The sequence below is a fragment of the Paucibacter sp. DJ2R-2 genome (genome assembly GCF_025717675.1).
Classification (GTDB): Bacteria; Pseudomonadota; Gammaproteobacteria; order Burkholderiales; family Burkholderiaceae_C; genus Paucibacter_A.
Window position 1 is genome coordinate 1,190,691 of record NZ_JAJIRT010000001.1, and the last position, 24,571, is coordinate 1,215,261.

Consider the following 24,571-nt stretch of genomic DNA (forward strand, 5'->3'; position numbering starts at 1 on the left):
ACCTGACCCTTCGGGGTCATTTTTCATTTGTAGAGCTGTGTTCTGAACGACGGCAACGCAAGGAGGACCAGACCGCGCATCATGGGTTCAGGCCTCAAATCCGTAGATAACTCGCTTAGGCTTGGCGATTCGCTCTAAAACGAAAGTTGGCCAAGACCATGCTCCTCAAGCTGATCATGTTGCTTTTCGGCCTGGCTGCCATTGCCTTGGGCGTAAGGAGCATCCTCAAGCAAGAAGCTAAGCTCAGGGGCTCGGAAGACGGGGACGACCATCGCGTCGTTGAAGGACTACCGGCGGTACTTGTTGGCGCGCTAGAGGTCGCCATTGGCATCTACATTGTTGTTTACCAGCGGTACCCATCGCTGTTCTGAGCGCTGGCCAGTTGCCTTCTGCTCTTCCCCACGTTCAATCAATCCACCCCACCCTCCACCGGCAGCCTCTCCGCCCGCCAGCGCAACATCCCCCCCGCCAAATTGGCCACACGCTTGCAGCCCGATTTCTGCAGCAGCACCGTGGCCTGGGCCGAGCGGGTGCCGGAGCGGCAGACGGCGACGACGGGGCGCGTGGGGTCGATTTCGGCTGCCATACGGGCGCTCAATTCGGACAGGGGCAGCAGGCGGGCGCCCGGGATGTGGCCCAGGGCGTCGGTGAACTCGGGGGCTTCGCGCACATCGATCAGCTGCAGTTCGCCACTGCGGGCTTCGGCCAGGCGCTCGGCCAGGCTGGCGGCCTGGATTTCCCAGATGCCGCTGAAACTGAAGGTCAGTGGCGCCCAGCTGCTGTCCTGGCCTTCGGCGCCATGCGCGCCGGGCTGGCCGCAGCACAGATTGGCAGGCACGGCGATGTCCATCTGCTTGGGGTGGGGCAGGCCCAGGTGGTTCATATAGCCGGCGAAATCGCCCTCGTTGGCGTCGCCGCCCAGGCGCGGGTTGTAGCGGAGCTCCTCGGCCACGCTGGTGACCGTGAGGCCGCGGTAGTCATGGCCAGGGTAGAGCAGGCAGGTCTGGGGCAGGCTCAAGATCTGCTCGCGCACCGAGCGGAACAGCTGGCCGGGGCTGCCTTGCTGGAAATCCGTGCGGCCGCAGCCGCGGATCAAAAGGCTGTCGCCGGTGAAGGCCATGCTCAAGTCATCCAGCACATAGCTCAGGCAACCGTTGGTGTGACCGGGCGTGGCGCGGACTTCCAGGTAGCGGCGGCCAAAAGCAACCCGGTCACCATGGCGCAGCGGCCGGTCCACCGGACTGGCGCCGGCATGCTCGGACAACAGGATCTGGCTGCCGCAGCTCTGCTTCATCAACCAGGCGCCGGTGACATGGTCGGCATGGACATGCGTATCCAGCGTGGCCAGCAGGCGCAGGCCCAGCTCGCGCAGCAGGGCGCTGTCGCGGCGGTGGTGCTCGAACACCGGGTCGATCAAGACCGCCTCGCCGGCCTCGGCATCGCCGAGCAGGTAGGTGTAGGTGGACGAGACAGGGTCAAAAAGCTGACGGAAGACAAGCATGGGAACACCCCCGGGTGTGGGTTGGTGGAAAACGCAATTCACAGGAAAACAGCGAGAAATCGGCCGATCGCTCAGACAGCTCTCGCAAGAAAGCGGTCATGAAACCACATGCCGGCAAGCATGGAGGCGACAAAGATCAAGGCGGATTCACTGCCGGCGCTGAGCGCGCCCAGGGCGACTAGGGCCGGCCCCGGGCAAAAGCCCGCGATACCCCAGCCCACGCCGAACAGCAAGCCGCCCAGCAGCAGCCGCCCATCGACATGGCCGGGCGGCGGCAGCTCCATGGCCTCGCCGGTCCAAGCGCGCTCTCGCCGCGCGGCGCGGGCAAAGGCGATCAGGCCCACGGCCACGGCGCCGCCCATGACCAGGGCCAGGCTGGGGTCCCAGGCGCCGAAGAGGTCGAGAAAGCCTTTGACCTTGGCCGGGTCGCTCATGCCGCCGACGATCAGGCCCAGGCCGAAGAGCAAACCGCTGGCCAAAGCCAGGAGGTGGCGAATCAATGCAGACATACGCGTCGCTCCGAGAACAGCCGATCCATCATTCAATCAGTCAATCACGCCAAGCCATGGCGCATCAGCCACACGGTGGCGAAACCCGCGGCCATGAAGACCAGGACATTGGCCAGCGAGCGCAGCGACAGCCGGCTCAGCCCGCAGACTCCATGCCCGCTGGTGCAGCCATTGCCCATGCGCACGCCCACACCCACCAGCAGGCCGGCCAGCACCAGGCCCAGCGGGCCCACATCGACCGTCAGGCCCGGCCAAGGCGCAAACAAGCGCCAGGCCCAGGGCGCCAGCAGCAGGCCGGCCAGAAACATCAGGCGCGAGCGCTCGGCCGCGCCGCTGAAGCCCGCCCAGCCGCGCTGCCGCAGCGCCCGCCAGGGGCTGGCCAGAATGCCGGCAATGCCAGCGATGCGGCCATTGCCCAGCAGGAACAAAGCCGCGGCCAGGCCGATCAGCAGGCCGCCGAGCAAGGCATGTAAAGGAGTGAAGGAGGGCCAGTCGATATGCATGAGTGCTTGCAGTACGAGGAGCAGGCGCCGAAACGAGGCGCCCGCCGAAAGCGCCATCTTAGCCAGGGCACTGCAGCGACTCATGTGATGATTCGGCCCCATGTCGTCCGCCCACTCCACTCCACAAGCCGCCGCGCTGGCGGCGCCAATCGGCCCGCTCTGCGTGATCGCCCTGCTGCTGGCCAACGCTGTGCCGCCCTTGGTCGCCTTCAGCCTGACGCCGTCCGCCACCTTGTTCAACCAGCTGGCCGCACTCGGTGCCTGGGGCCTGGTGTTGCTGGCCCTGCGCAGCGAACTCGGGGCCGGCGCGCTGCAGCGCCAGCATGGGCCGGCTGTCTGGGCCCTGCTGCTGCTGCTGGCGGCGCCCTGGCAGGCTTGGGCCTGGGCCGGCCTGCCGCTGTCCCTGGCCCTTGCGAACAGCGGCATGATCGCCGCGGCCCTGGCCCTGCTCTGGGTCGGCCAGGGCTTGCGGGGGGGCCAGCGCGCGGCCTGGTTCGAGGCCTTGTGCTGGGGCCTGTTGATGGCCGGCCTGCTGAGCCTGCTGGTCAGCGTGGTGCAGGTGTTCGCGCCCAGCCTGGCCGATGGCACGCTGATCGCCCGTTCGGGCGTGCCCGGCCGTGCCGTCGGCAATATGCGCCAGCCCAACCACCTCGCCAGCCTCTTGATGTGGGCCAGCGTGGCGGCCGTGTTCCTCGGCAACCAGCGGCGCTTCGCCTTTGCTGGCGGCCGCCTGGCCTTGCCCCTGCTGCTCTTCGGTTTCGTCTTTGCAGTGGTGCTGACGGCGTCTCGCACCGGCATGATCGGCGTGCTGATCCTGGCGCTCTGGGGCATCCTGGACCGCAAGCTGGAGCGAGATGCCCGCCTCAGCCTGCTGGCCACGCCGCTGATGCTGGTGCTGAGCTGGTGGCTGATGTCGATCTGGGCCAGCCACGGCGCCCATGCCTTCGGCGCCGAGTCTCGCCTCAGCGAGGGCGCGGGCTCGCCCTCGCGCATCGCCATCCTGCTCAACGCCTGGGAGCTGCTCAAGCTCAACCCCTTGAGCGGCGTGGGCTGGGGTGAATTCAACCTGGCCTGGAGCATGAGCGAGTTCCCCAAGCGCCCGGTGGCCTTTTTCGACCACACCCACAACATCGCCATGCAACTGGCCGTCGAGCTGGGCCTGCCGCTGGCCGGCCTGATCCTGGGGCTGCTGGGCTGGTCGCTATGGCAGGCTCTGCGTCTGAGCCGCGCGGCCAGTGGCGAAGACGGCGTGGCGCGCCGCTGCGCCTTCATGCTGGTGCTGATGATCGGCCTGCACAGCCTGCTCGAGTACCCGCTCTGGTACGCCTACTTCCTGCTGCCCACCGCCTTCATGCTCGGACTGGCCCTGGGCCGCGCATCGGCGCAAACAACAACACCAGACGGTGCCGGTCCAGGCAAGTCCCTGCCAGCGGTCGGCTTGGTCGGCGCTTTGCTGCTGGGCGGCAGCCTGCTGGCGGGCTGGGACTATCTGCGTGTGGTTGCCATCTACCTGCCGGGCGCCGATGCGCGGCCGCTGAACACCCGCATCGAAGAGGGCCGGCGCTCGATCTTCTTTGCCACCCAGGCCGACTACGCCGCCGCCACCAGCGGCCCGCCGGGCGCAGCGGCCCTGGCCGCCACGCGCAGCACCGCGCACAACCTGATCGATGTGCGCCTGATGATGGCCTGGGCCAAGTCCCTGCACGCGGTCGGTGACGACGAGCGCGCACGCCATGTGGTGCAGCGCCTGCGCGAGTTCCACTACCCGGTCTCCGAGGAGTGGCTGGCCGAATGCCAGCAGGCCGGGCTCAGCGAAGCCGAACAGCCCTTCCAATGCCAGGCGCCGAGCCGGGTGGTGGATTGGCGGGAGATGCGCTGAGGCGCGCGCGGCCTACCTACAGCTCAGTCAGGGCAGCTGAAGGCCCGGCCGGAACCCCAAGCTTCGGTCTGGCGCGGCGCCTGGTAGGGCACTCGCCACTTGGGATCGGTGTACCAGCTCGGCCAGGCGAAGGGGTTGTACCAGTTGAAGGCCGTGGTGCGGACCAGTGAGGCTGAGGTCTTCGGGCACGCGGCCCGGAAGCGTCGCTCGATGAGCTCGAAGTCGACGCCTTTGTAGAGGATTTCGCTGTCCGCCCATTGGCCAGCACTGCTCTCAAAAGTCACATCCACACGACCCAGCAGCTTGTTGAACAACAAGCCCAGCAGCAGAAGCCCTGCGAGGATCGCCCAATGAGCGGCGGTGATGCGAGGCCTGCGGGCCGGCGTCTGCGATGAAGCCAGTTCCTGCTTCATGCCGGCCTCAAACCGCAGCCACCCAATCCCCACTCTTCCCCCCATGCTTCTCCAGCACCCGGATCTGCCCCATGACCATGCCGCGGTCGGCGGCTTTGCACATGTCGTAGATGGTCAGCAGGCCGATCTGGACGGCGGTCAGGGCCTCCATTTCGACGCCGGTGCGGCCCAGGGTTTCGACCTGGGCGCTGCAGTGCACGGCGTTCTCGGCGGCGTCGATTTCAAACTCGACAGCCACGCGGGTCAGGGGCAGGGGGTGGCACAAGGGGATCAGGTCGGCGGTGCGCTTGGCGGCCTGGATGGCGGCGATGCGGGCAATGCCGAGCACATCACCTTTCTTGGCCGTGCCGCCTGTGATCAGGGCCAGGGTGGCGGCCTGCATGACGATGCGGCCGCTGGCGCGGGCGATACGGTGGGTCACGTCCTTGGCCGCGACATCGACCATATGGGCTTGGCCTTGGGCGTCGAAATGGGTCAGTGGAGAGCTCATGGCAGCGGATTCGGTAGAGGCGAGGGAAAGACCAGATGGGCGCAGGCCGCAGCACCGGCAACAATGCGGCAATGTGGCGCGGCGATAAAGCGGCATCATAGTGAGCCGCTTCCTGTATCGCGGCCCTCGGAGACTTCTGTTGTTGAACATGCGCATCCGCACCGACTCTCGCTCGCCCCGTGGCTCCGGCCTGCGGCGCAGCCTGCTCGCCATCGCCGCCAGCTGCCTGCTGTGCAGCAGCCCTGCCGGCCAGGCCCAGGTGGCGCTGCCTTCGCTGGGCGATTCGGTGTCGCAAGACCTCGATGTCGGCAGCGAGCGCCATCTGGGTGACCAGGTGATGCGGCAGATCCGGCCGGACCCCGATTTCCTCGACGACCCGCTGCTGCAGGAATACCTGCTCGGCATCTGGGACCCCTTGGTCGTCTCGGCCAAGCTGCTCGGCAATATCAGCGACGAGACCATCGACCGTTTCGCCTGGGAAATCTTTCTGGTGCGCGACCGCTCGGTCAATGCTTTCGCCCTGCCCGGCGGCTTTGTCGGCGTGCACCTGGGGCTGATCGCCATGACCAGCTCGCGCGATGAGCTGGCCTCGGTGCTGGCCCATGAGCTCTCGCATGTGACCCAGCGCCACATTGCCCGCCGCATTGCCGGCGACTCGCGCAACAGCATGCTGGCCATGGCGGCCATGCTGGCCGGCCTGATCGCGGCCTCGCGCAGCGGCAGCATCGACGCGGCCAATGCCGCCATCGTCGGCCCGCAGGCCCTGGCCGCTCAGGCCTCGCTCAACTTTTCGCGCGATATGGAACGCGAGGCAGACCGCGTCGGCTTCCAGGTGCTCAGCTCTGCCGGATACACACCCTCGGGCATGTTCAGCATGTTCGAGAAGATGGAGCAGGCCCACCACCTGATGGATTCGGGCAGCTACCCCTATCTGCGCACCCACCCTCTGACCAGCGAACGCATCGGCGATGCGCGCACCCGGCTGGGGGCGGGCGATTTTCAACGCCCGATCAACCTGGCCGAGCATGCGCTGATGGCCGCACGTTCGCGCGTGCTGATGGACCCGCGCGCCGAGGTCTGGGCGCAGCTGCAGAACCTCGACGCCGGTGCGCGCGAGCAGCGCGGCCCGACCGTGGGCCGGGGCTTCGAGCAGCTCAGTGCGCGCTACACCAGCTGCTTGGCCTCGATCAAGATGCGCGATTTCCCGCGCGCCGCGCGCGCCCTGGAGAGCGCCGAACAGCAGTTGCAGCAGCTGGGCAATGACCCGAAAGCGCTGCGCCTGCTGCACTATCTGCGGGCCGAGCTGGCCCAAGCCCAGGCGCGCACTGGCGAAGGCTTCGCGGCGCTGGACAGCCTGCCCCGGGAAAAGAGCCGGCCGCTGCTGATGGAACGCAGCCGCCTGGCCCTGGTGGACCCGCGCGGGCCCGATTCAGCCCGCGAAGTGGCCGATGCGCTGCAAACCTGGGTCAGCCTCAATCCCAAGGATGTGCTGGCCTGGAGCCAGCTGGGCCTCTTGTGGGAAAAGCTGGAGCAGCCCCTGCGCGCCGTGCGCGCTCAGGGCGAAGCACGCTATGCCATGGGCGACCTGGGCGGCGCCATCGACCGCATGCGCTCGGGTTTGCGCCAGTCGCGAGGCCGCGACGCCGACCCGGTGGAGGCCTCCGTCATCGATGCGCGCCTGCGCACCATGTTGTACGAACGGCGGCAGATACTCAGCGATATGTACCCGCGCGGCATTCCGCCCGGCGCCGAGTTGCCCTGAAAGGTTCTTAATCTTGGGGCGGGAAGATGCGCTCCATCAGAACATCAATACCCATGCCGCAAAGGCTGTAGATCAAGGAGCCGACCAGGGCGGCAAAGAAGCTCTCAACCGCCAGCCCTTCCAGCAGATGCGCGGCCGCCCAGAACATCAGGGCATTGATGACGAACAGGAACAGCCCCAGGCTGATCACCGTGACCGGCAAGGTCAGCAGCACCAGAATCGGCCGCAACAAGGTGTTGAGCAAGCCCAACACCAAAGCCGCGATCAGGGCGGAGCTGAAGCTCTTGACCACAACACCTGGGTAGAGATGCGCGACCAGCAAGAGGGCAGCAGCGAGCAGGAGCCAGCGAATCAGGGTTTTGAACATGGTCTGGGTGCGAGGGTGAGGCCGGGGCAGGCAAGCTGCGATGGCCGCGAGATTAAACCCATTGCCACGCAAGAATCATGACTTTGTACAGTCATTGACCACATGACGGGGTCAGACCTTGCCCAACCCTGGCACAATGCCACCATCCGCAAGGGGAGTAGCTACACGGCACCGCGCCGTGGCGACGGTCCGTCAGTACGGTGCTTCTGCCAAGAACACCCGGGCCCCGCAGCTGGAAGGTGAGACCGCCCTGGTCCAACATACACCTCCCGTCCCGCAAGACCTTTCGGTGCAACACGCGCTGTTCCCGCCTTGGTTTGGCTCTATTCTTGGGCCCCACCGAAGCGGTGAGCAGTTGAGTTCAACATTTCTTGCGGGAGTCTCTTCTTCATGAGCACGATTGCGCCCCTGTGGCTATGGTTTTTCTTTGGCGGCTCCGTCCTGGTCGCCCTCTTTGTCGACTTCGTGGTGCTGCGCAAGCAGGGCGCGCATGAGGTGTCGGTCAAGGAGGCCATCAACTGGTCTCTGGTCTGGGTGGCCTTGAGCATGGCCTTCAACGGTCTGTTCTGGTGGGCCGTCAAAGACACCTCCGGTGATGTCGCCCTGGCCAATACCAAGGCGCTGGAGTTCCTGACCGGCTATCTGATCGAGAAGTCGCTGGCGGTGGACAACATCTTTGTCTTCCTGATGATCTTCACCTACTTCTCGGTGCCCCCGGCGTATCAGAAGCGGGTGCTGATGTACGGCATCATCGGCGCCATCGTGCTGCGCACGGTCATGATTCTGGTGGGTGGCTGGCTGATTGCCGAGTTCCACTGGGTGCTCTATCTGTTCGGCGCCTTCTTGCTGATCACCGGCATCAAGATGTGGTGGGCCGCCGGCCAGGAGCCGGATCTGGAAGCCAACCCGGCACTGAAGCTGCTGCGCCGCACCATGCCGGTCAGCGACCGCTTTGACGGCGAGCGCTTCTTCACCGTGCAGAACGGCAAGCGCATGGCCACGCCCCTGCTGCTGGTGATCGCCCTGGTCGGTATGACGGATGTGATCTTCGCGGTCGACTCGATCCCGGCCATCTTCGCCATCACCAACGACCCCTTCATCGTCCTGACCTCCAACATCTTCGCCATCCTGGGCCTGCGCGCCATGTACTTCCTGCTGGCGGCCATGGCCACGAAATTCCACCTGCTGAGCTACGGCCTGGCTGTGGTGCTGGCCTTCATCGGCACCAAGATGATGCTGATCGATGTGATCAAGATCCCGGTGCTGCTGTCGCTCGGCGTGGTGGTGGCCATCCTGGCCGTGACCATGGTCTGGAGCCTGCGCACCGCGCCACGCATCAGCCCCAAGGCCGAGTAATCCCCGGCCCGAGCGCCCGCGCCACCCCTGCGGTGGCCGGCCTCAGAAAAACCCCGGCCGCCGCCCGCGCCCGGGGTTTTTTCATGTCCACCCAATCCATTCAATCAATGAAATCAAATAAGAATTGTTCTCATTAGTGTTAAGATCTTCATCAGTTTGATTGATCTGCCGCAGCCTCGCGCGGCCTCCACCTTGTGACCTCCGCACTCCTCAGCCCCATCTCCCTCGGCGTCCCGGCGTCGGCCGGTCAGGCCGGCTTTGTGGCGAGTCACAAGTCGAGCAACTCAGCCAGCAAGCCCACAAAGCCGGCCGGCCCACCCATGCTGCAGTCCATGGGTTTGCCCGTCGACCCGCAAGCCGCACGCCGCAAGCGTGGCTTTCTGCTGGCGGTGCTGGGCCTGCATCTGCTGTTCGGCGCCGGGCTGATAGTGCGCCGGGTGTTGCCCGCGCCGGAAAAGCCGGCGCCGATTCAGGTCAGCCTGATCGCCACCCCCGCCAAGCCCACGGCCCCGGCACCGCTGCCCACGCCGCCGGCCCCCCATCTGCCCAAGCTGGCGCCCATGCCGGCGCCGGTGATTCCGCCCCTGGTGACGCCGCCCGTCACCGCCCCGGCGCCCATGGCAGCCCAGATCATCAGCAACGAACCGCCGGCCGCCCGCGCCCAGGCGCAAACGGCCGCTGCCGCGCCGAACCCGGCACCGGTGCTGGCTGTGGTCACCCCGCCGGCGCCACCCGCCGTGCACCAGATTCCACCCAACGCCGTGCGCTACCTGGCCGAGCCGCGGCTGAACATGCCCCTGCTGTCGCGCCGCGCGGGTGAGCAAGGCCTGGTGCAGCTGCGCATCCTGGTCGATGCCCAAGGCCGGCTCAAGGACGCCTCCGTCAAAAAGAGTTCCGGCTTCGAGCGCCTGGACAAGGCGGCACTGGAAGACATCAAGAGCGCACGCTTCTCGCCCTATCTGCTGCAAGGCCAGCCCGTCGAGTGGGAAACCATCGCCCAGCTGTCCTACGAGTTGGAGCGTTAGCCCGCAACAGCCCCGCTCGACCAGCCCGCAGCTTGCGGCGCCCCCCCTGTTTTTTTCTGAAGCCAGCCAGCTCGCGCCTGCGAGCCAGCCCGCCACACCTTACGGATTCGCAGCTCGCCCGAAGCCACCAAAGCTCGGGGCTGGGCTGCGCCATGTTCCACATTGATTGATTGAATGATTCAGGAGTACCTCCCATGACCCGCCTCAAGTCCCGTCAAGCGCTGCTGCCCCTGGGTGCCCTGGCCGCCGGTTTCGGCCTGGCCAGCGCCAGCCTGGCCCAGACCGCCACGCCGCCGGCCGAACCGGCCAAGGCCGAGAACGCCCTGCCCATCGTGCGCACCAAGGCCAGCGCCGAACCCACGGGCATGGACGCCTACCAAGCCACCGACAGCCGCATCGGCAAGGGCAAGCAAGAACTGCGCGACATTCCGCAATCGGTCACCGTGGTGACCGAGAAGCTGATGAATGACCGCAATCTGGACAATCTGAAAGACGTGCTCAAGAACACCGCCGGCATCACCTTCATGGCCGCCGAAGGTGGCGAAGAAGACATCCGCCTGCGTGGCTTCTCGCTGCAAGCCACCGGCGATGTCTTCATCGACGGCATGCGCGACCCGGCCTTCTACGAGCGCGACACCTTCTTCCAGGACCGCGTGGAGTTGTTGCGCGGCTCGGCATCGCTGCTGTTCGGCCGCGGTTCGACCGGCGGTGCGGTCAACCAGGTCAGCAAGGAAGCCCGCCTGATCGACGTCAACGAAATCAGCGCCAGCGTCGGCAGCAACAGCCTGGTCCGCACCGTGGGCGATTTCAATGTGCGGCTCGGTGACTCGTCGGCCGCACGTGTCGGCGTGATGTTCAACGCCGCCGAGAACGACGGCGCCGGCGCCAAGATCGACAAGCAAGGCATTGCCGGCAACTACCGCACGGGCATCGGCGAGCGCGACGAGTTCTCCTTCAGCGCCTACTACCTGAACAACGAAAACGGCATGAACTACGGCATGCCCTGGATCCGCCCGACCGCCACCTCGCCGACGGCAGACATCACCTTGCTGCCCATCGACCCCGCCTCCTACTACGGCATGGCCAGCGATGTGAACAAGGGCAGCGCCGGCTGGGCTGTGCTCAAGCACATCCACCGCTTCGACCAGAACACCGAGTTGGTGACCACCGTGCGCAAGGCCGACTACAGCCGCGACCAACGCTCGGGCACCGTGCGCTTCGCCGCCGCCAACCTGCAGCCGGGCGGCAAGCCCGTCACGCTGGAGACCTTCGGCCCGAACACCGTGGTCGGCCGTGGCACCCACCTGAAGACCCAGGACATGCAGACCCTGAGCGTGCAGAGCGATCTGGACGGCAAGTTCAAATGGCTGGGCCTAGAGCACAAGGTGCAAGCGGGTGTGGACGCTTCCGAAGAGAAGAAGCAGGTCTACGCCGCCCGCAGCGCCGCGCAAGGCGGCGTCAACCTGAGCAAGCCCACCACCACCATCGGCCGCCCCAACGACGGCGCCTGGATCGACGAGTCGCAACGCGCGATGCGCAAGGCCAACGAGTACACCTCGCGTGCCTACGGTGTGTACGCCCAGGATCTGCTGGCACTGACCCCGCAATGGAAGCTGCTGGCCGGCCTGCGCTACGACAAGGTGCGCGGCGACTACGACACCTTCAGCATCCCCGGTCAGGCGGCCGGCCCGGAGACCATGGCCAGCTACCGCATGAACATCAGCCAGTGGAGCAAGCGTGCGGCCGTGCTGTTCCAGCCGACCGAGACCATGTCCTTCCACTTCGGCGGTGCCACCTCCTTCAATACCTCGGGTGACACCTATTCGCTGAGCCCGGCGAACGTCAACATCCCGCCCGAGAAGGCCGTCAATATCGAGTTGGGCGCCAAGATCGAAACCAACGAGGGCAAGCTCAGCCATCGCTTCGCCCTGTTCCGGAGCACCAAGACCCATGAGCGCAACACCGACCCGCTGACCGACCTGGTCACGCTCTCGGGCAAGCGCCATGCCTCGGGCTTTGAGTACGACGTGATGGGCCGCATCAACGCCGACTGGGAGATCTTCGCGTCCTACACCTACATCCCGAACGCCAATATCGACGTCGGCGTGGCCGGCTCCGAAGGCCAGGGCACCCGCCCCTCGCTGACGCCGCGCCACTCGGGCACGGTGTTTACGACCTACAAGATCACGCCGCAGATCCGTGTCGGCGGTGGCGTGACGGCGCGCAGCGGCTACCAACCCAACCGCAACCCGGGCTTCTACGTGCCGAAGTTCGCCACGCTGAGCCTGCTGGCCGAGTACGAGTTGCTCAAGGACAAGCTGACGCTGCGCGCCAACCTCAACAATGTCACCGACAAGCTCTACGCCGAAACGGTTTACACCGGACACTATGTGCCGGGCAAGGGCCGCACCTTTGCCTTGACCGGCAGCTACAAGTTCTGACCCATGGTCCGCTTGTGATTTGAGAGGCCCGGGTTCGCTCGGGCTTTTTTTCATCTTTACCCTGATCACCATGCTGTTGAAAATCGCCGAGCTCCTGAGCCCCGCGGACTTGGAGCAAGCCCGCAGTCTCTTGGACCAAGCCGACTGGCAAGACGGCCGCAACACCGCCGGTGCACAAGCCGCGCAGGTCAAGAACAACCAGCAGCTCCTGCTAGGCAGCGAATCGGCGCGCGCGCTGCAGGCCTTGCTGCTGAAAGCGCTGGAGGGCCACGCGACCTTCTTCTCCGCCGCCCTGCCCAAGCGCCTGCTGCCGCCCATGTTCAACCGCTATGCCGGCGAGGCCAACACCTACGGCAATCACATCGACCAGGCGATCCGCTATGTGCCCGGCACGGGCCAGCGGGTGCGCACCGACATCTCCTGCACCGTCTTCCTCAGCGGACCCGAGGAGTACGAGGGCGGCGAGCTGGTGATCGCCGACACCTACGGCGAGCAGCGCGTCAAGCTGGCCGCCGGCGACGCCGTGCTTTACCCCGGCACCAGCGTGCACCGGGTCGAGCCGGTCACGCGCGGCGCGCGCCTGGCCAGCTTCTTCTGGATCGAGAGCATGGTGCGCAGCGACGAACAGCGCCGCCTTTTGTTCGAGATGGACCAGGCCTTGATGCAGCTGCGCAGCGAGCACGGCGATGGTGACGCCGCCGTCCAGCTGACCGGCACGTACCACAACCTCTTGCGCATGTGGGCCGACACATGAGCACCACCCAGCCCGAACTCTCGCCGCTGCAGGACATTCCCGCCGGCATCGCCAACCTCGCAGATTTCGAGGCCCATGGCCAGGCCGCCGTCGCGCCCGAGCACTGGGCTTACCTGAACGGCGGCGCTGGCGACGAAATCACGCTGCGCGGCAACCGCAGCGCCTGGGATGCCATCCAGCTGCAGCCGCGCGTGCTGCGCGATCTGGCCGGTGGCCACACCCGCAGTGAGTTGCTGGGCCGGACCCTGGCCCACCCCATCCTGCTGGCCCCCATCGCCTACCAGCGCCTGGCCCATGCCGATGGCGAGCTGGCCAGCGCCTACGCCGCCGCTGCTCAACAAGCCGGCATGGTGCTGAGCGCGCAGTCCAGCATGCCGATGGAGGCGATTGCCCAGGCCTTTCACGACGAGCCCAGCAGCGGCCCGCTGTGGTTCCAGCTCTACTGGCGCGACGACCGCGACTTCATGTTGCAGCTGCTGCGCCGTGTCGAGGCGGCGGGCTTTCAAGCCTTGGTGCTGACCGTCGATGCGCCCGTGCATGGTGCGCGTGACCGCGAGCGCCGCGCCGGCTTCCAGCTGCCGGCCGAGATCCGAGCGGTCAACCTCGGCGGCATCAAGAAGCCCCTGAACTTGCAGCCGGGCCAGAGCGAGCTGTTCGACGGCCTGATGCCGCGCGCCGCCACCTGGGCCGAGATCGACTGGTTGCGCGCGCACAGCCATCTGCCCCTGCTGCTCAAGGGCGCCAACCACCCCGAAGACGCGCGCGAGGCGGTGGCGCGCGGTGTGGCCGGCCTGATTGTCTCCAACCACGGCGGCCGCACGCTGGACACGCTGCCGCCCACCGCCGCGCTGCTGCCGCGTGTGCGCGCTGCGGTCGGGCCCGAGCTACCCTTGCTGGTCGACGGTGGCATCCGCCGCGGCAGCGATGTGCTGAAAGCCCTGGCCCTGGGGGCGGATGCAGTGCTGCTGGGCCGGCCCTACATCCATGCTCTGGCCACCGCCGGCGCGCTCGGCGTGGCGCGCGCGCTGCGTCTGCTGCGCGACGAATTCGAAATCGCCATGGCCTTGTGCGGCTGCAAGACCCTCGCAGACATCGGCCCTGCGCAGCTCTGGCGCGCCGAGCCCGACGCCGGGTTTACACGCACTGGCGGGCCCTGAATGACGCAAGCCCGCGACACCAAGGGTAAACAAGCGTCATTTCCGCGTGAGATACGAGTGCCAGCCCCTGGCAAAGCCTTCTCAATGCCATAGGTGCGCAGTACCATCATCCCTGCTCGGTGCTAGAGAGAATTGAAGGCTTATGCGGCCTTCACCCGGACCCGGCACATCAACAACTTTTGATGGAGAGAATTGAAATGGCAACTGCGAAGAAGGCCGCACCCGCGAAGAAGGCGGCTCCGGCAACCAAGGCCGCTCCGGCAAAGAAAGTAGCCGCGGCGCCTGCCGCCAAGAAGGCTGCTGCGCCGGCCAAGAAGGCAGCTCCTGCAAAGAAGACTGCACCGGCGGCCAAGAAGGCACCTGCGGCCAAGAAGGCTGCAGCTCCTGCCAAGAAGCGCACGCCCAATGCGGCGTTCATGAAGGCCCTGACCCCCAGCGCCGCTCTGGCCGCCATCGTCGGCGCAGCACCGCTGCCGCGCACCGATGTGACCAAGAAGGTCTGGGAATACATCAAGGCCAACAAGCTGCAGGACGAAGTGCAAAAGCGCATCATCGTTGCCGATGCCAAGCTGAAGGAAATCTTCGGCAAGGCCAAGGCCGATATGTTTGAGATGACCAAGCTGATCAACAGCCACCTGAAGTGATGCGGCTTCGGTGGCGGCCGGCATGCCCGGCCACCGCCGCTGCACTGCAGAAAATGACAAAGCCCGGCATGCCGGGCTTTTTTTCGTCCCTCCGCCGTAGGCCGCGTTTCAGCGCGCCATGCGCGCCGCCGTGGCCTGCAAGGCCTCGCTCAGACGCAGCACATCGATGGGCTTGACCCAGTAATCGCTGAAACCAGCGGCACGCGCGGCCTCGACCTGGCTGGCATGGTCATCGGCCGACAAGGCCACACAGGGCAGGAGCGCCAGGCGCGGGTCGGCGCGCAAGGCCTCGATCAGGCTCAAGCCGCTCATATCGGGCAGGTTCATGTCGATCAACAGCAGGTCGGGCAAGCCGCCCGCGGCCGATTCGGCCAGCAGGGTCAGGGCTTGCTCGCCGTCCTCGGCACAGTGCAGCTGCCAGCCGGGCAGGCGCCGGAACACCTCTTCCATCAAGACGATATTGATGCGGTCGTCTTCGACGTAGAGCACCTGGAGGGCGGGGGCTGGAGACATGGGAAAGGCTGGGATGGCAAGAAACTGCGTTGCTGCCGCGAACGATAGCAGCGAAACCGGCCGCGACCCGCCAGCGCCCTATGGCTGGGTGAAAAAACCGGCGCCACAGCTGCCCTGCGTGGAGCGCACCCCACAAGTTGCGCCTATCCGTGAAATCCGCATCAGCGCGACCCACCAGTCGAGGGGGGCGGCGCCGGTTCGAGCGACCTAGGGTAACTACACTCTTGACAGTGCCACAGGTTTTCAATTCGAGCGGAACTATTTCACGCTTGAAACCCGTCCACCACGCTCCACGGACCATTCCAAATGCCCTTGCTCGCCACGCTCGCTCTCGCTGCATCCGGCGCCACGCTGCCCCACTGTTCGTGGGATCGGCCCGGCGTGAACCCCTTCATGGGCGATGTGGTCGCGGCGGTGGACCGCTACCAAGACATCCCGGCGGCGGTGCGTGCCACGCTCAAGGCGCGCATGCAAAAGCGTGATTACGACGAAATCGTCACCATCCAGCGCGACGAGATCAAGGGCAGCAAGGCCATGTATGGCAGCACGATCAGCGAGATGCATTTCGGCGCCAACAATGTCTGCAAGACGGTCAGCCGCGCCAAATGGACGCAGAAATACGAAGAACGCGGGCTGGTCTATTGCGAAGAAGGCCAGTGCATTCTGGTGCCCACGGTCTGCCGCAACGTCAGCCGCATCCAGCGCCTGACGCCGCGCGCCTCGGCACCGGCAGCGGCGGTCAACGTCGCTTCGGCAGCCCAGGAAATTGACGACCCGCAAAGCCAGCTCGAGATGGACCCGCCTTCGGCCGGTGCGCTCGGCGGCGGTGGGCCCGACAGCGGCCGCAACAGCTTCTCCCAGCTGGCCAGCGGCGCCAACAGCGGCCTCGACGGCGGCAGCGGCGCCACCCCGGGCAGCGTGATGCCGAGCAACCCACCCACCTTCAGCGGCAACAATCCCGGCCCCTCGCCGAGCGGCTTCAGCGTGCCCTCGCTGCCGCCCAGCGTGGTGATCAACAACCCGCCGGCCATTCCCGAGCCCAGCAGCTGGGCCATGTTTGGCGCTGGACTGCTGGCCCTGGTGTTCGTCGCCGCGCGCCGCCGCCGCCACTGATCACCAAGGCCAAAGCCATGAAAGCCGGTCCAGCGATGGACCGGCTTTTTTACTTCGGCTCAGCCGCGCTTGGGCAGCAAGTGCTTCAGATAGCGCCCCGTATGGCTGCCCTCGTGAGCAGCCAGCTCTTCGGGCGTGCCGGCCAGCAGCAGCTGCCCACCGCCTGAGCCGCCCTCGGGGCCCATGTCCACCAACCAGTCGGCCGTCTTGATGACGTCGAGGTTGTGCTCGATGACGACGATGGTGTTGCCCGCGTCGCGCAACTGGTGCAGGACCTTGAGCAAGAGCGCGATGTCGGCAAAGTGCAGGCCGGTGGTCGGCTCGTCGAGGATGTAGAGCGTGCGGCCGGTGTCGCGCTTGGACAGCTCCAGCGCCAGCTTGACCCGCTGCGCTTCGCCGCCCGACAGCGTGGTCGCACTCTGGCCCAGCTTGACATAGCCCAGGCCCACATCGAGCAGGGTCTGCAGCTTGCGCGCCAGCGAAGGCACGGCGCTGAAGAAGGGGTGGGCGTCCTCCACCGTCATGCCCAGCACTTCGGTGATGTTCTTGCCCTTGTAGAGCACATCCAGGGTTTCGCGGTTGTAACGCTTGCCGTGGCAGGTGTCGCAAGGCACGTAAACGTCGGGCAGAAAGTGCATCTCGACCTTGAGCACGCCGTCGCCCTGGCAAGCCTCGCAGCGGCCGCCGGCCACATTGAAGCTGAAGCGGCCCGGGCCGTAACCGCGTTCCTTGGCGGTGTTCATCTCAGCGAAGAGCTCGCGGATGGGCGTGAACAAACCGGTGTAGGTGGCCGGGTTGGAGCGCGGCGTGCGGCCGATCGGGCTCTGGTCGACGTTGATGACCTTGTCGAAAGCATCGAGGCCCTCGATCTCGTCATGCGGCGCCGGGTCGGCATGGCTTTGGTACAGCTTCTTGGCCACGGCCGTATAGAGCGTGTCATTGACCAAGGTGCTCTTGCCCGAGCCGGAGACACCGGTCACGCAGGTCAGCAGTCCGACCGGAATCTCCACCGTCACGCCCTTGAGGTTGTTGCCCCGCGCATTGACGATCTTGAGACTCTTATGAACGGCCGTGGCCGGCACACGGTGGCGCTCGCGCGGCACCTCGATGCAGGCGGCGCCCGAGAGATAGCGCCCGGTCAGCGAGGCCGGGTCGGCCGCCACCTGGTCGGGCGTGCCCTGGGACATGATGCGGCCGCCATGCACGCCGGCGCCGGGGCCCAGGTCCAGCACATAGTCGGCAGCGCGGATGGCGTCTTCGTCATGCTCGACCACGATCACCGTGTTGCCCAGGTCGCGCAGGCGGCGCAGGGTGGCGATCAGGCGGTCGTTGTCGCGCTGGTGCAGGCCGATGCTGGGCTCGTCCAGCACATACATCACGCCGGTCAGGCCGGAACCGATCTGGCTGGCCAGGCGGATGCGCTGGGCCTCGCCGCCCGAAAGCGTGTCGGCGCTGCGGTCCAGGCTCAGGTAATTGAGGCCCACATCGTTGAGGAAGCGCAGGCGCGAGCTGATCTCGCGGATCACCTTGTCGCCGATCTCGGCCTTGGCGCCCTTGAGCTTCAGGCCTTCGAAATAGTCCAGGCAGTCGCGCAGCGTGGAATGCTCCACCTCGTAAATGGGGCGGCCCTTGGCGCCGGGCGCGGCGTCATGCGGCTGCAAGACCACATGGCGCGCCTCACGGCGCAGGCGCGAACCCTCGCAATGCGGGCAGGAGCGCGGCGCCATATAGCGGGCCAGGTCCTCGCGCACCGCGCTGGAATCGGTTTCCTTGAAGCGGCGCTGCAGATTGGGCAGGATGCCTTCGAACGGATGCGAGCGTTTGACCGAGCGCTTCTTGGTGCCGCCGGCCGCCGCGGCGCTTTCCGCCTGGTAGACAAACTGGATCTCGTCCGCGCCCGAGCCATGGAGCAGCACCTGGCGGGCTGTCTCGGGCAGCTCTTCAAAAGGCAGGTCGATGTCGAACTTGTAATGCGCGGCCACCGCCTCCAGCATGGAGAAGGTGTAGGCATTGCGCCGGTCCCAGCCCTTGACGGCGCCGCTGGCCAGGCTCAGCGTCGGGAAGGCGACCACGCGCTCGGGGTCGAACACCGTCATCTGTCCCAGGCCTTCGCAAGACGGGCAGGCACCCACCGGCGAGTTGAAGGAGAACAGGCGCGGCTCCAGCTCGGGCAGCGAGTAGCTGCAGATCGGGCAGGCGAACTTGCTGGAGAAGATCTGCTCAACGCCGCTGTCCATATTGACGACCAGGGCGCGACCCTCGGCCAAGCGCAGGGCCGCCTCGAAGCTCTCGGCCAGGCGCTGGCGCAGCTGGTCGGCGTTGTCGGCGCGGATCTTGATGCGGTCGATGACCACATCGATGTCGTGCTTCTCGGCCTTCTTGAGCGCCGGGAAGTCGGGCGCGTCGATGGTCGCGCCATCGACCCGGAAGCGGATATAGCCCTGGGCCTGCATGGCCTCGAAGAGGTCCAGGAACTCTCCCTTGCGGTCGCGCACCACCGGCGCCAGCAGCATCAGCTTGCTGTCTTCCGGCATGGCCAGCACGGCGTCCACCATCTGGCCGATGCTTTGCGCTTCCAGCGGCAAGTCATGGTCGGGGCAAAACGGCGTGCCGGCACGGGCGTAGAGCAGGCGCAGGTAATCGTGGATCTCGGTCACCGTGCCCACGGTCGAGCGCGGGTTGTGGCTGGTCGCCTTCTGTTCGATGGAAATCGCCGGCGACAGACCTTCGATGACATCGACATCGGGCTTGTCCATCAGCTGCAGGAACTGCCGGGCATAGGCCGACAGGCTTTCCACATAGCGGCGCTGGCCTTCCGCATACAAGGTGTCAAAAGCCAGGCTGGACTTGCCCGAGCCGCTCAAGCCGGTGATGACCACCAGCTTGTTGCGCGGCAGGTCGACATCGATGTTCTTCAGATTGTGGGTGCGGGCGCCGCGCACGCGGATCAGCGGCCCGTCCAGCACGCCGCCGGCCTCGGCCGGGGCTTCGGCAGCCAGGCGTTGCGTCTCGGCGGGGTCGTGTGCGTGGGTCATGGTGGGCGGCAGCTGTACGGGAAAACCCACCATCATAGGTCGGGCGGGTCAAAACAGCCCCTTTGCGCTCTGGGCGGGCGACTCCAGGCCGGAAATAGCCCGATTGCGTTCGTCTTTCACGCCTAGGGTTAACCCCTTGTCGGCGCCGGCGGCGATTCAATCGCTCGCGCCCGCAGTTCGTCGCACTGCCATGGCCGATGGCCCCCGGGTTTTCGATACTGAGTCCAACGAAGCAGCAATGGGCCGCTTCGCAAACCGCAAGGAAGCCACATCATGAAGACCACCACCACCCTGATTCGCATCGCTGGCGCCGCCCTGGCCACCAGCCTGCTGTTCGCCGCCACGGCCGCCTCCGCTGCCGACAGCGCCGTCAAGACCGAACTGCCGCGCGTCGTCGTAACCGGTAAGTCCGCCGGCCCCGCCCCGGTCGTGCAGCAACTGCCGCGCGTCGTCGTCTCGGGTCTGAGCATCAACACCCAGATGCAACAGCTGATGCTGGCCGCCGCCAAGAGCGATGGCAAGGCCGCAGGCCGCAACAGCTGAGACGGTAGCTCGTGATGCAGAAGCGATGCCCCGCCAGAGGCAGCTGCCCCACCGCCCGCTCTGAAACCAGCCGAGCCGAGCCATAGACGCATGGAACGCCGCCGTCCCCCCTGAATGGACGTCCGCGAACCGTGTTTCTCTGCCTCGGCTTGGCGTTTTGCCGAGCCACATCTCCGACAATGCCGCCAACAATCGTTGGAGGTGATGGAGTGAGCGAAGAATCCCGCAAGCGCAGATCATGGCTTGACGGCTTCATGGCCTATGCCCTGCCCACAGGGCTGGCCGAAGCCCAGGTGCGCGACAACATCGTCGTGCTCGACCAGCTGCTCTACGCCCTGTGGAATCTGGGCGAAAACCTGGTGTTCGCCTGGACCCCACAGCCACAAGGCCTGAGCCTGCTGGTCGCACCTCACCCCCTGCTGACCGAATTCACGCAGGCCGCCGGCACGGCCGCCGCCGAGGTGCAGCGCCGGGCCCAGCTGCTGGACGAGTTGCTGGCCCACCAGAACCACCTGAGTGCCGAGCAGTTCGCGCAGACCGCGACCGAGCTGGGCATCACGCCTCAGCACATCAGCCTGCCTTTCGCTCCTGACGCGGGCCTGGGCCTGGATTTGGTGGCGGCCATCATTGCCCGTTACGGCATTCGCCTGGTGGAAGACCGGGCGGTGATCCTGTTCGACGCGGTCGGCTTCTCCCTACTCAGCCCGCTGCAGCAGGTGGTGCAGCTGAACAGTCTGTCCTGCTCGGTCAATGCGGCCTATGCCAAGCTGCTGGACCGCGAGATCAACATCAACTTCGCCCGCACCACCACCGGCGACGGCTTCTACATCTGGAACCGCATGCGCGGCATCGAGGCCAATGTCGAGCTCTACCAGCTGCTGCAGTTCATCCTGGCTGACAACGCCCTGGCCCGCGAGCGCGCCAGCCGACCCGACTCGGTGCCACTGCTGCGCGCAGCCTTCCATGTCGGCTCGCACTATGAGTTCTACCAATCCGAGGGCCTGAACCCGACTTCCTTCAGCTATTTGGTCGGCCAAGTCACGATCGAGCTGGCGCGCATGATCGACCGCGCCCTGCCGGGCCAGATCCTGCTGGGCAAGTTCAACACCTTGATGCGCGACGAGCACAGCGGCGAGGAGCAGCGCATCGCCAGCATCGACTTCGTCGAGCGCACCCGCCGCCCGCTCAAGGCCTTGAATGGCCTGAGCCTGGCCGGCGCCGAGATCGACGAAATCGCCTGCTACCTGACCGGCCGCCGCAACGCCCAGGGCGAGTTCGGCATCAGCGAGTTCGAGATCCTCGACAAGCATGGCCGGGCCCACCGCGTCTACAACGCCAAGATCAACATCCACCGGCGCGCCGGGGAGCCGATTTACCTGGGCCTGCGCGAGGAAGACCTGCCCGCATTCCCTGCACCTGTTACGGTTTGTTAACTACGGATCATCCTCAAGCGGTAGGATGGCCTGAACCCGCGACGTCGAAGAGCGCCCAGGCCATGACCGACACCCTCGATCGCGCGCCCGCGCCACCAGCACTGGGCCTGCGACGCCATCTCACCATCCTGTTTTCGGACCTGTCGGAATCCACCCGGCTGTCCGATGCCATGGAGGCAGAGCATTACGCCGCCATGCTGGCCGAGGTGCGCGGCCTGTACCAGAACCTGATCGCCAAACATGGCGGCACGGTGGTGCGCATCCAGGGTGACGGCGTGCTGGCCATCTTCGGCCACCCGCAAGCGCGCGAAGACGACGGCCGGCGTGCGACCGAGGCTGCCCTGGAACTGCACAAGGCGGTTCGCCTGATGCAACCCCAGTCGGCCGCGGCCGCCTGGCCTGGCGCGCAGGGACTGAGCCTGCACACCGGCATCCACGCCGGCATGGTGCTGATCGAGGAAGGCGACGCCATGCGCGGCCGCTTCGAACTGCTCGGCAACACACCCAATGTCGCCGCTCGACTGGCCGACGAGGCCTGCGCGGACGAGATCCTGGTCAGCGCCGAAACCCTGGGCCCGCTGCGCCCCTTTTTCCAGACCAGCGAGCGCCGCTTGGTGCCGCTCAAAGGCCGCGCCACGCCGCTGGCGGTCTACAGCATCCTGGGCCAGGTCAGCATCGGCCGGCGCTTCGAGGCCAGCAAGCGCCGCGGCCTGGCGCCTTTTGTCGGCCGCGCCACCGAGCTCGCCTTGATGGAGCAGCGCCTCGATCAAGCCTGCGCCGGCCAGCCGCAATGGCTGAGCCTGCGCGCCAGCGCCGGCGTGGGCAAGACCCGGCTGACCGAGGAGTTCCTGCGCCGCGCCGCCGATCGCGACTGCCGCGTGCTGCGCGGTTACTGCGAGAGCTACCTCAGCGCCGAGCCCTTGCAGCCCTATCTGCAAATGCTGCGCACCCTGCAGCGCCAAGGCTCCGCCGAGGCCGACGCTGTGCTGCGAGGCCCGGCCAAAGAACGGCAGGAGGCCGTCCTGCAGCTGCTGCTCCAGCTGGCCAGCCAGGGGCCGCTGCTCTTGCTGATCGACGATCTGCAATGGGCCGATGACGCCAGCCTGGCCCTGCTGCACCGCCTGCGCGCCGAGGCTGAGCGTCGGGCCCTGCCATTGATGCTGCTGAGCGCCACGCGGCCCGCGGCGGTGACGGAAACCCCGGCCCTGCTGCTGCCCATCCACCACGGCCACGAGGCCGCCGAGGCCCTGCACCACCACGAACTGCTGCCGCTCAGCGAGGAGGAAGCAGGTCTGGCCATCGCCCAGCTGCTGCCCGGCACCGACCCCTTCATCAGTGCCGAGGTGCAGCGCCATGCCGGCGGCAACCCTCTGTTCATCGAAGAGCTCTGCCACGCCCTGGCCCACCAGCGCGGCCATGCCGGCCTGCGTGCCGCCGAGGAACAAGCGCCGTCGACCCTGAATCCGGCCAGTGGCGGCCATGCCTGGCTGGCCGCGCTGATCGAATCGCGGGTGGCACGCCTGCCACCGGCCCAGGCCCAGCTGCTGCGTGTGGCGGCGGTGATCGGCTCGGTCATTCCAACCTGGCTGTTCGAGCGCATCAGCGGCTGCTGCGAGAAAGACCCGGTGGTGCTGGAGCTGGCCGAGCTGGACTTCATCTTCCCGGCCGAACAACCAGGCCTGCTGCGCTTCAAGCACGGCATCACCCGCGACGTCATCTACGACAGCACCGGCCTGCACGAGCGCCAGGCTCTGCACCGCCACATCACCGCCGAGCTGCGCGCCCAGCTGGTCCTGGGCGGCCAGGAGCCCGCGCACGAGCTGCTGGCCTACCACGGCGGCGCTGCCGGCCAGTGGCAAGAGGCCGCCCACCATGCCGAGCAAGCGGGCGACCAGGCCCTGGCCAGCTCGGCCCTGGACCGGGCCAAAAAGCAATACCGCGCCGCACTGGCCGCCCTGGAGCACCTGCCACCCAGCGAGGAGGTGCACCAACGCTGGATCGCCATCGCCCAGCGCTTCGGCATGGCCTGCGTGTTCGACGCTTCAAGAGCCGACCTGCGCGTGCTGCAGCACGCCACCGGCCTGGCCGCCCTCAGCGGCGACCCCGCGGCCATGGCGCGCGCCCAGTACTGGCTCGGTTATGTACGCTACGCCCTGGGCGAGGCCCGGGCCGGTCTGCAGCTCTGCATTCGCAGCGTCGATGTGGCGCTGACCGCCCGCGACCAAGGCTTGCTGGCCCAAATGCCCGGCACCTTGGGACAGATCCGCGCCGCCACGGCCGAGTACGGGCCGGCCCTTCAATTGCTCGATCAAGCCATTGCTCAGCTGCGCCCGCGCCCAAACGGCCACGTCTCGCGCCGCCCGCCCATAGGCCTGGCCTACTCCCTGGCCTGCCGCGCCTATGTGCTGGGCGACCAGGGCCATTTCCGCGCCGCCGAAGTGGCCTTCGACGAAGCGCTGAGTCTGATGCAAGGCAGCAACCATGCCGTCGAGGCTTCCATCCAGGGCTGGCGCGCCGCCGTGCTGCTCTGGCAAGGGCGCTGGGCCGAGGCCCAAGTCTGCGCCGCCGAGACCCACCGCATCGGCGCCCAGGTGCGCAGCCTCTTCACCTTTGCCATGGGCCACGCAGCCGGAGCCTACGGCGCCTGGATGGGCGGCGGCTGCCCCCTGGCGCGCCAGGCCCTGGAAGAAGCCGTGGCCTGGCTGACCCCGCGCGGCGGCGGCCTGTTCAGCTCACTCAATCACGGCTGGTTGGCCGAAATTCTGGTGCAGCAAGGCGAGTCGAACCTGGCTCGACAACACATGGCCCTGGCCCTACGCCGTGGCCGGCAAAGCGACTGGATCGGCGTGGCCATGGCCTACCGCGCCGCCGCACGCCTGGCGCAAAGCCAGGGGCAGCCCGAGCGGGTGACGCATTACCTGGCCGCCGCCCAAGCCGTGACGAAACGCCGTGGCTCCATGCACGAACGCGCCGTGACCGAACTCTGCGCCGCCGAGCTGGCCTTGCAGCGCGGGGAATCTGGGCGGGCCCGAGGCCTGCTGGACGAGGCGGAGGCCGCCTTCTTCACCATGGGCATGGATTGGCATTTGGCGAAGGCGCGGGCGTTGCGGCAGCAGCTTTGAAGGGCTGGACG

At 66.7% G+C, this 24,571-nt stretch carries 21 protein-coding genes; 13 read left to right on the plus strand and 8 right to left on the minus strand.

Annotation, left to right across the window (positions count from 1 at the left end):
* The first annotated feature begins 158 nt into the window (after positions 1-158).
* Complete coding sequence (locus LNV28_RS05165; RefSeq protein WP_263516167.1) at positions 159-371, plus strand: hypothetical protein; 213 nt, start codon at positions 159-161, stop codon at positions 369-371.
* A gap of 38 nt (positions 372-409) precedes the next feature.
* Here the strand turns inward: LNV28_RS05165 and LNV28_RS05170 are convergent, their stop codons facing one another.
* From LNV28_RS05170 to LNV28_RS05180, 3 genes are all read right to left on the minus strand, one after another.
* Complete coding sequence (locus tag LNV28_RS05170; protein WP_263516166.1) at positions 410-1,501, minus strand: rhodanese-like domain-containing protein; 1,092 nt, start codon at positions 1,499-1,501, stop codon at positions 410-412.
* Between the two features lie 71 nt (positions 1,502-1,572).
* Positions 1,573-2,010, minus strand: coding sequence for a DUF6691 family protein (locus LNV28_RS05175; protein WP_263516165.1), 438 nt, complete (start codon positions 2,008-2,010; stop codon positions 1,573-1,575).
* 44 nt (positions 2,011-2,054) lie between these two features.
* Entirely contained in the window at positions 2,055-2,513 is a 459-nt protein-coding gene (locus tag LNV28_RS05180; protein ID WP_263516164.1) for a YeeE/YedE family protein, read from the minus strand.
* 100 nt (positions 2,514-2,613) lie between these two features.
* Between LNV28_RS05180 and LNV28_RS05185 the strand changes: the two genes are divergently transcribed.
* Entirely contained in the window at positions 2,614-4,392 is a 1,779-nt protein-coding gene (locus LNV28_RS05185) for a PglL family O-oligosaccharyltransferase (RefSeq protein ID WP_263516163.1), read from the plus strand.
* A 23-nt stretch (positions 4,393-4,415) separates the two neighbouring features.
* Here the strand turns inward: LNV28_RS05185 and LNV28_RS05190 are convergent, their stop codons facing one another.
* Positions 4,416-4,805, minus strand: a complete 390-nt coding sequence (locus LNV28_RS05190; RefSeq protein WP_263516162.1) for a hypothetical protein — start codon at positions 4,803-4,805, stop codon at positions 4,416-4,418.
* 7 nt (positions 4,806-4,812) lie between these two features.
* Positions 4,813-5,295: a cyclic pyranopterin monophosphate synthase MoaC gene (gene moaC, locus LNV28_RS05195; RefSeq protein WP_263516161.1), complete on the minus strand. Its 483-nt coding sequence runs from the start codon at positions 5,293-5,295 to the stop codon at positions 4,813-4,815.
* Positions 5,296-5,443: 148 nt separating this feature from the next.
* Between moaC and LNV28_RS05200 the strand changes: the two genes are divergently transcribed.
* Positions 5,444-7,057 carry a M48 family metalloprotease gene (locus LNV28_RS05200; protein WP_263517130.1) on the plus strand — a complete coding sequence of 538 codons (1,614 nt, stop codon included), beginning with the start codon at positions 5,444-5,446 and terminating at the stop codon, positions 7,055-7,057.
* Positions 7,058-7,064: 7 nt separating this feature from the next.
* Here LNV28_RS05200 and LNV28_RS05205 read toward each other — a convergent pair whose 3' ends face one another.
* Positions 7,065-7,424, minus strand: coding sequence for a phage holin family protein (locus LNV28_RS05205; RefSeq protein ID WP_263516160.1), 360 nt, complete (start codon positions 7,422-7,424; stop codon positions 7,065-7,067).
* Positions 7,425-7,814: 390 nt separating this feature from the next.
* On the opposite strand from LNV28_RS05205, the gene LNV28_RS05210 reads away from it, so the two are divergent.
* From LNV28_RS05210 to LNV28_RS05235, 6 genes are all read left to right on the plus strand, one after another.
* The gene (locus LNV28_RS05210) at positions 7,815-8,780 is read left to right on the plus strand and encodes a TerC family protein (RefSeq protein WP_263516159.1); all 966 of its coding nucleotides are present in this window, start codon (positions 7,815-7,817) and stop codon (positions 8,778-8,780) included.
* Between the two features lie 332 nt (positions 8,781-9,112).
* Entirely contained in the window at positions 9,113-9,805 is a 693-nt protein-coding gene (locus LNV28_RS05215; RefSeq protein ID WP_263568742.1) for an energy transducer TonB, read from the plus strand.
* Positions 9,806-9,999: 194 nt separating this feature from the next.
* Positions 10,000-12,246 carry a TonB-dependent receptor gene (locus LNV28_RS05220; RefSeq protein WP_263516157.1) on the plus strand — a complete coding sequence of 749 codons (2,247 nt, stop codon included), beginning with the start codon at positions 10,000-10,002 and terminating at the stop codon, positions 12,244-12,246.
* A gap of 70 nt (positions 12,247-12,316) precedes the next feature.
* The gene (locus LNV28_RS05225; protein WP_263516156.1) at positions 12,317-13,000 is read left to right on the plus strand and encodes a Fe2+-dependent dioxygenase; all 684 of its coding nucleotides are present in this window, start codon (positions 12,317-12,319) and stop codon (positions 12,998-13,000) included.
* A complete protein-coding gene (locus LNV28_RS05230; RefSeq protein ID WP_263516155.1) occupies positions 12,997-14,157 on the plus strand; it encodes an alpha-hydroxy acid oxidase in 1,161 nt (386 codons plus the stop codon). Before LNV28_RS05225 ends, LNV28_RS05230 begins: the two co-directional genes overlap by 4 nt.
* A gap of 197 nt (positions 14,158-14,354) precedes the next feature.
* Positions 14,355-14,801: an SWIB/MDM2 domain-containing protein gene (locus LNV28_RS05235; protein WP_263516154.1), complete on the plus strand. Its 447-nt coding sequence runs from the start codon at positions 14,355-14,357 to the stop codon at positions 14,799-14,801.
* 108 nt (positions 14,802-14,909) lie between these two features.
* Here the strand turns inward: LNV28_RS05235 and LNV28_RS05240 are convergent, their stop codons facing one another.
* On the minus strand, positions 14,910-15,314 hold the full coding sequence (locus tag LNV28_RS05240) for a response regulator (protein WP_263516153.1): 405 nt from the start codon (positions 15,312-15,314) through the stop codon (positions 14,910-14,912).
* Positions 15,315-15,620: 306 nt separating this feature from the next.
* On the opposite strand from LNV28_RS05240, the gene LNV28_RS05245 reads away from it, so the two are divergent.
* Positions 15,621-16,427 (plus strand): MHFG family PEP-CTERM protein, encoded by an 807-nt coding sequence (locus LNV28_RS05245; protein WP_263516152.1) that lies wholly within the window; start codon positions 15,621-15,623, stop codon positions 16,425-16,427.
* Positions 16,428-16,486: 59 nt separating this feature from the next.
* Here LNV28_RS05245 and uvrA read toward each other — a convergent pair whose 3' ends face one another.
* Entirely contained in the window at positions 16,487-19,495 is a 3,009-nt protein-coding gene (gene uvrA, locus LNV28_RS05250) for an excinuclease ABC subunit UvrA (protein ID WP_505190962.1), read from the minus strand.
* A 240-nt stretch (positions 19,496-19,735) separates the two neighbouring features.
* Here uvrA and LNV28_RS05255 point away from each other — a divergent pair, with 240 nt between their 5' ends.
* From LNV28_RS05255 to LNV28_RS05265, 3 genes are all read left to right on the plus strand, one after another.
* On the plus strand, positions 19,736-20,005 hold the full coding sequence (locus LNV28_RS05255) for a hypothetical protein (protein ID WP_263516150.1): 270 nt from the start codon (positions 19,736-19,738) through the stop codon (positions 20,003-20,005).
* A 209-nt stretch (positions 20,006-20,214) separates the two neighbouring features.
* On the plus strand, positions 20,215-21,438 hold the full coding sequence (locus LNV28_RS05260; protein ID WP_263516149.1) for a hypothetical protein: 1,224 nt from the start codon (positions 20,215-20,217) through the stop codon (positions 21,436-21,438).
* Positions 21,439-21,500: 62 nt separating this feature from the next.
* A complete protein-coding gene (locus LNV28_RS05265) occupies positions 21,501-24,560 on the plus strand; it encodes an ATP-binding protein (protein ID WP_263516148.1) in 3,060 nt (1,019 codons plus the stop codon).
* The last annotated feature ends 11 nt before the right edge of the window (positions 24,561-24,571 follow it).

Coding starts and splice junctions, on each gene's coding strand:
- LNV28_RS05215 (WP_263568742.1), top strand. CDS start 9,113: ATGGGTTTGCCCGTCGACCCGCAAGCCGCACGCCGCAAGCGTGGCTTT.
- LNV28_RS05170 (WP_263516166.1), bottom strand. CDS start 1,501: ATGCTTGTCTTCCGTCAGCTTTTTGACCCTGTCTCGTCCACCTACACC.
- LNV28_RS05175 (WP_263516165.1), bottom strand. CDS start 2,010: ATGTCTGCATTGATTCGCCACCTCCTGGCTTTGGCCAGCGGTTTGCTC.
- LNV28_RS05245 (WP_263516152.1), top strand. CDS start 15,621: ATGCCCTTGCTCGCCACGCTCGCTCTCGCTGCATCCGGCGCCACGCTG.
- LNV28_RS05185 (WP_263516163.1), top strand. CDS start 2,614: ATGTCGTCCGCCCACTCCACTCCACAAGCCGCCGCGCTGGCGGCGCCA.
- LNV28_RS05225 (WP_263516156.1), top strand. CDS start 12,317: ATGCTGTTGAAAATCGCCGAGCTCCTGAGCCCCGCGGACTTGGAGCAA.
- LNV28_RS05220 (WP_263516157.1), top strand. CDS start 10,000: ATGACCCGCCTCAAGTCCCGTCAAGCGCTGCTGCCCCTGGGTGCCCTG.
- LNV28_RS05240 (WP_263516153.1), bottom strand. CDS start 15,314: ATGTCTCCAGCCCCCGCCCTCCAGGTGCTCTACGTCGAAGACGACCGC.
- LNV28_RS05230 (WP_263516155.1), top strand. CDS start 12,997: ATGAGCACCACCCAGCCCGAACTCTCGCCGCTGCAGGACATTCCCGCC.
- LNV28_RS05205 (WP_263516160.1), bottom strand. CDS start 7,424: ATGTTCAAAACCCTGATTCGCTGGCTCCTGCTCGCTGCTGCCCTCTTG.
- LNV28_RS05235 (WP_263516154.1), top strand. CDS start 14,355: ATGGCAACTGCGAAGAAGGCCGCACCCGCGAAGAAGGCGGCTCCGGCA.
- LNV28_RS05255 (WP_263516150.1), top strand. CDS start 19,736: ATGAAGACCACCACCACCCTGATTCGCATCGCTGGCGCCGCCCTGGCC.
- uvrA (WP_505190962.1), bottom strand. CDS start 19,495: ATGGTGGGTTTTCCCGTACAGCTGCCGCCCACCATGACCCACGCACAC.
- LNV28_RS05265 (WP_263516148.1), top strand. CDS start 21,501: ATGACCGACACCCTCGATCGCGCGCCCGCGCCACCAGCACTGGGCCTG.
- LNV28_RS05165 (WP_263516167.1), top strand. CDS start 159: ATGCTCCTCAAGCTGATCATGTTGCTTTTCGGCCTGGCTGCCATTGCC.
- LNV28_RS05180 (WP_263516164.1), bottom strand. CDS start 2,513: ATGCATATCGACTGGCCCTCCTTCACTCCTTTACATGCCTTGCTCGGC.
- LNV28_RS05210 (WP_263516159.1), top strand. CDS start 7,815: ATGAGCACGATTGCGCCCCTGTGGCTATGGTTTTTCTTTGGCGGCTCC.
- LNV28_RS05200 (WP_263517130.1), top strand. CDS start 5,444: ATGCGCATCCGCACCGACTCTCGCTCGCCCCGTGGCTCCGGCCTGCGG.
- moaC (WP_263516161.1), bottom strand. CDS start 5,295: ATGAGCTCTCCACTGACCCATTTCGACGCCCAAGGCCAAGCCCATATG.
- LNV28_RS05190 (WP_263516162.1), bottom strand. CDS start 4,805: ATGAAGCAGGAACTGGCTTCATCGCAGACGCCGGCCCGCAGGCCTCGC.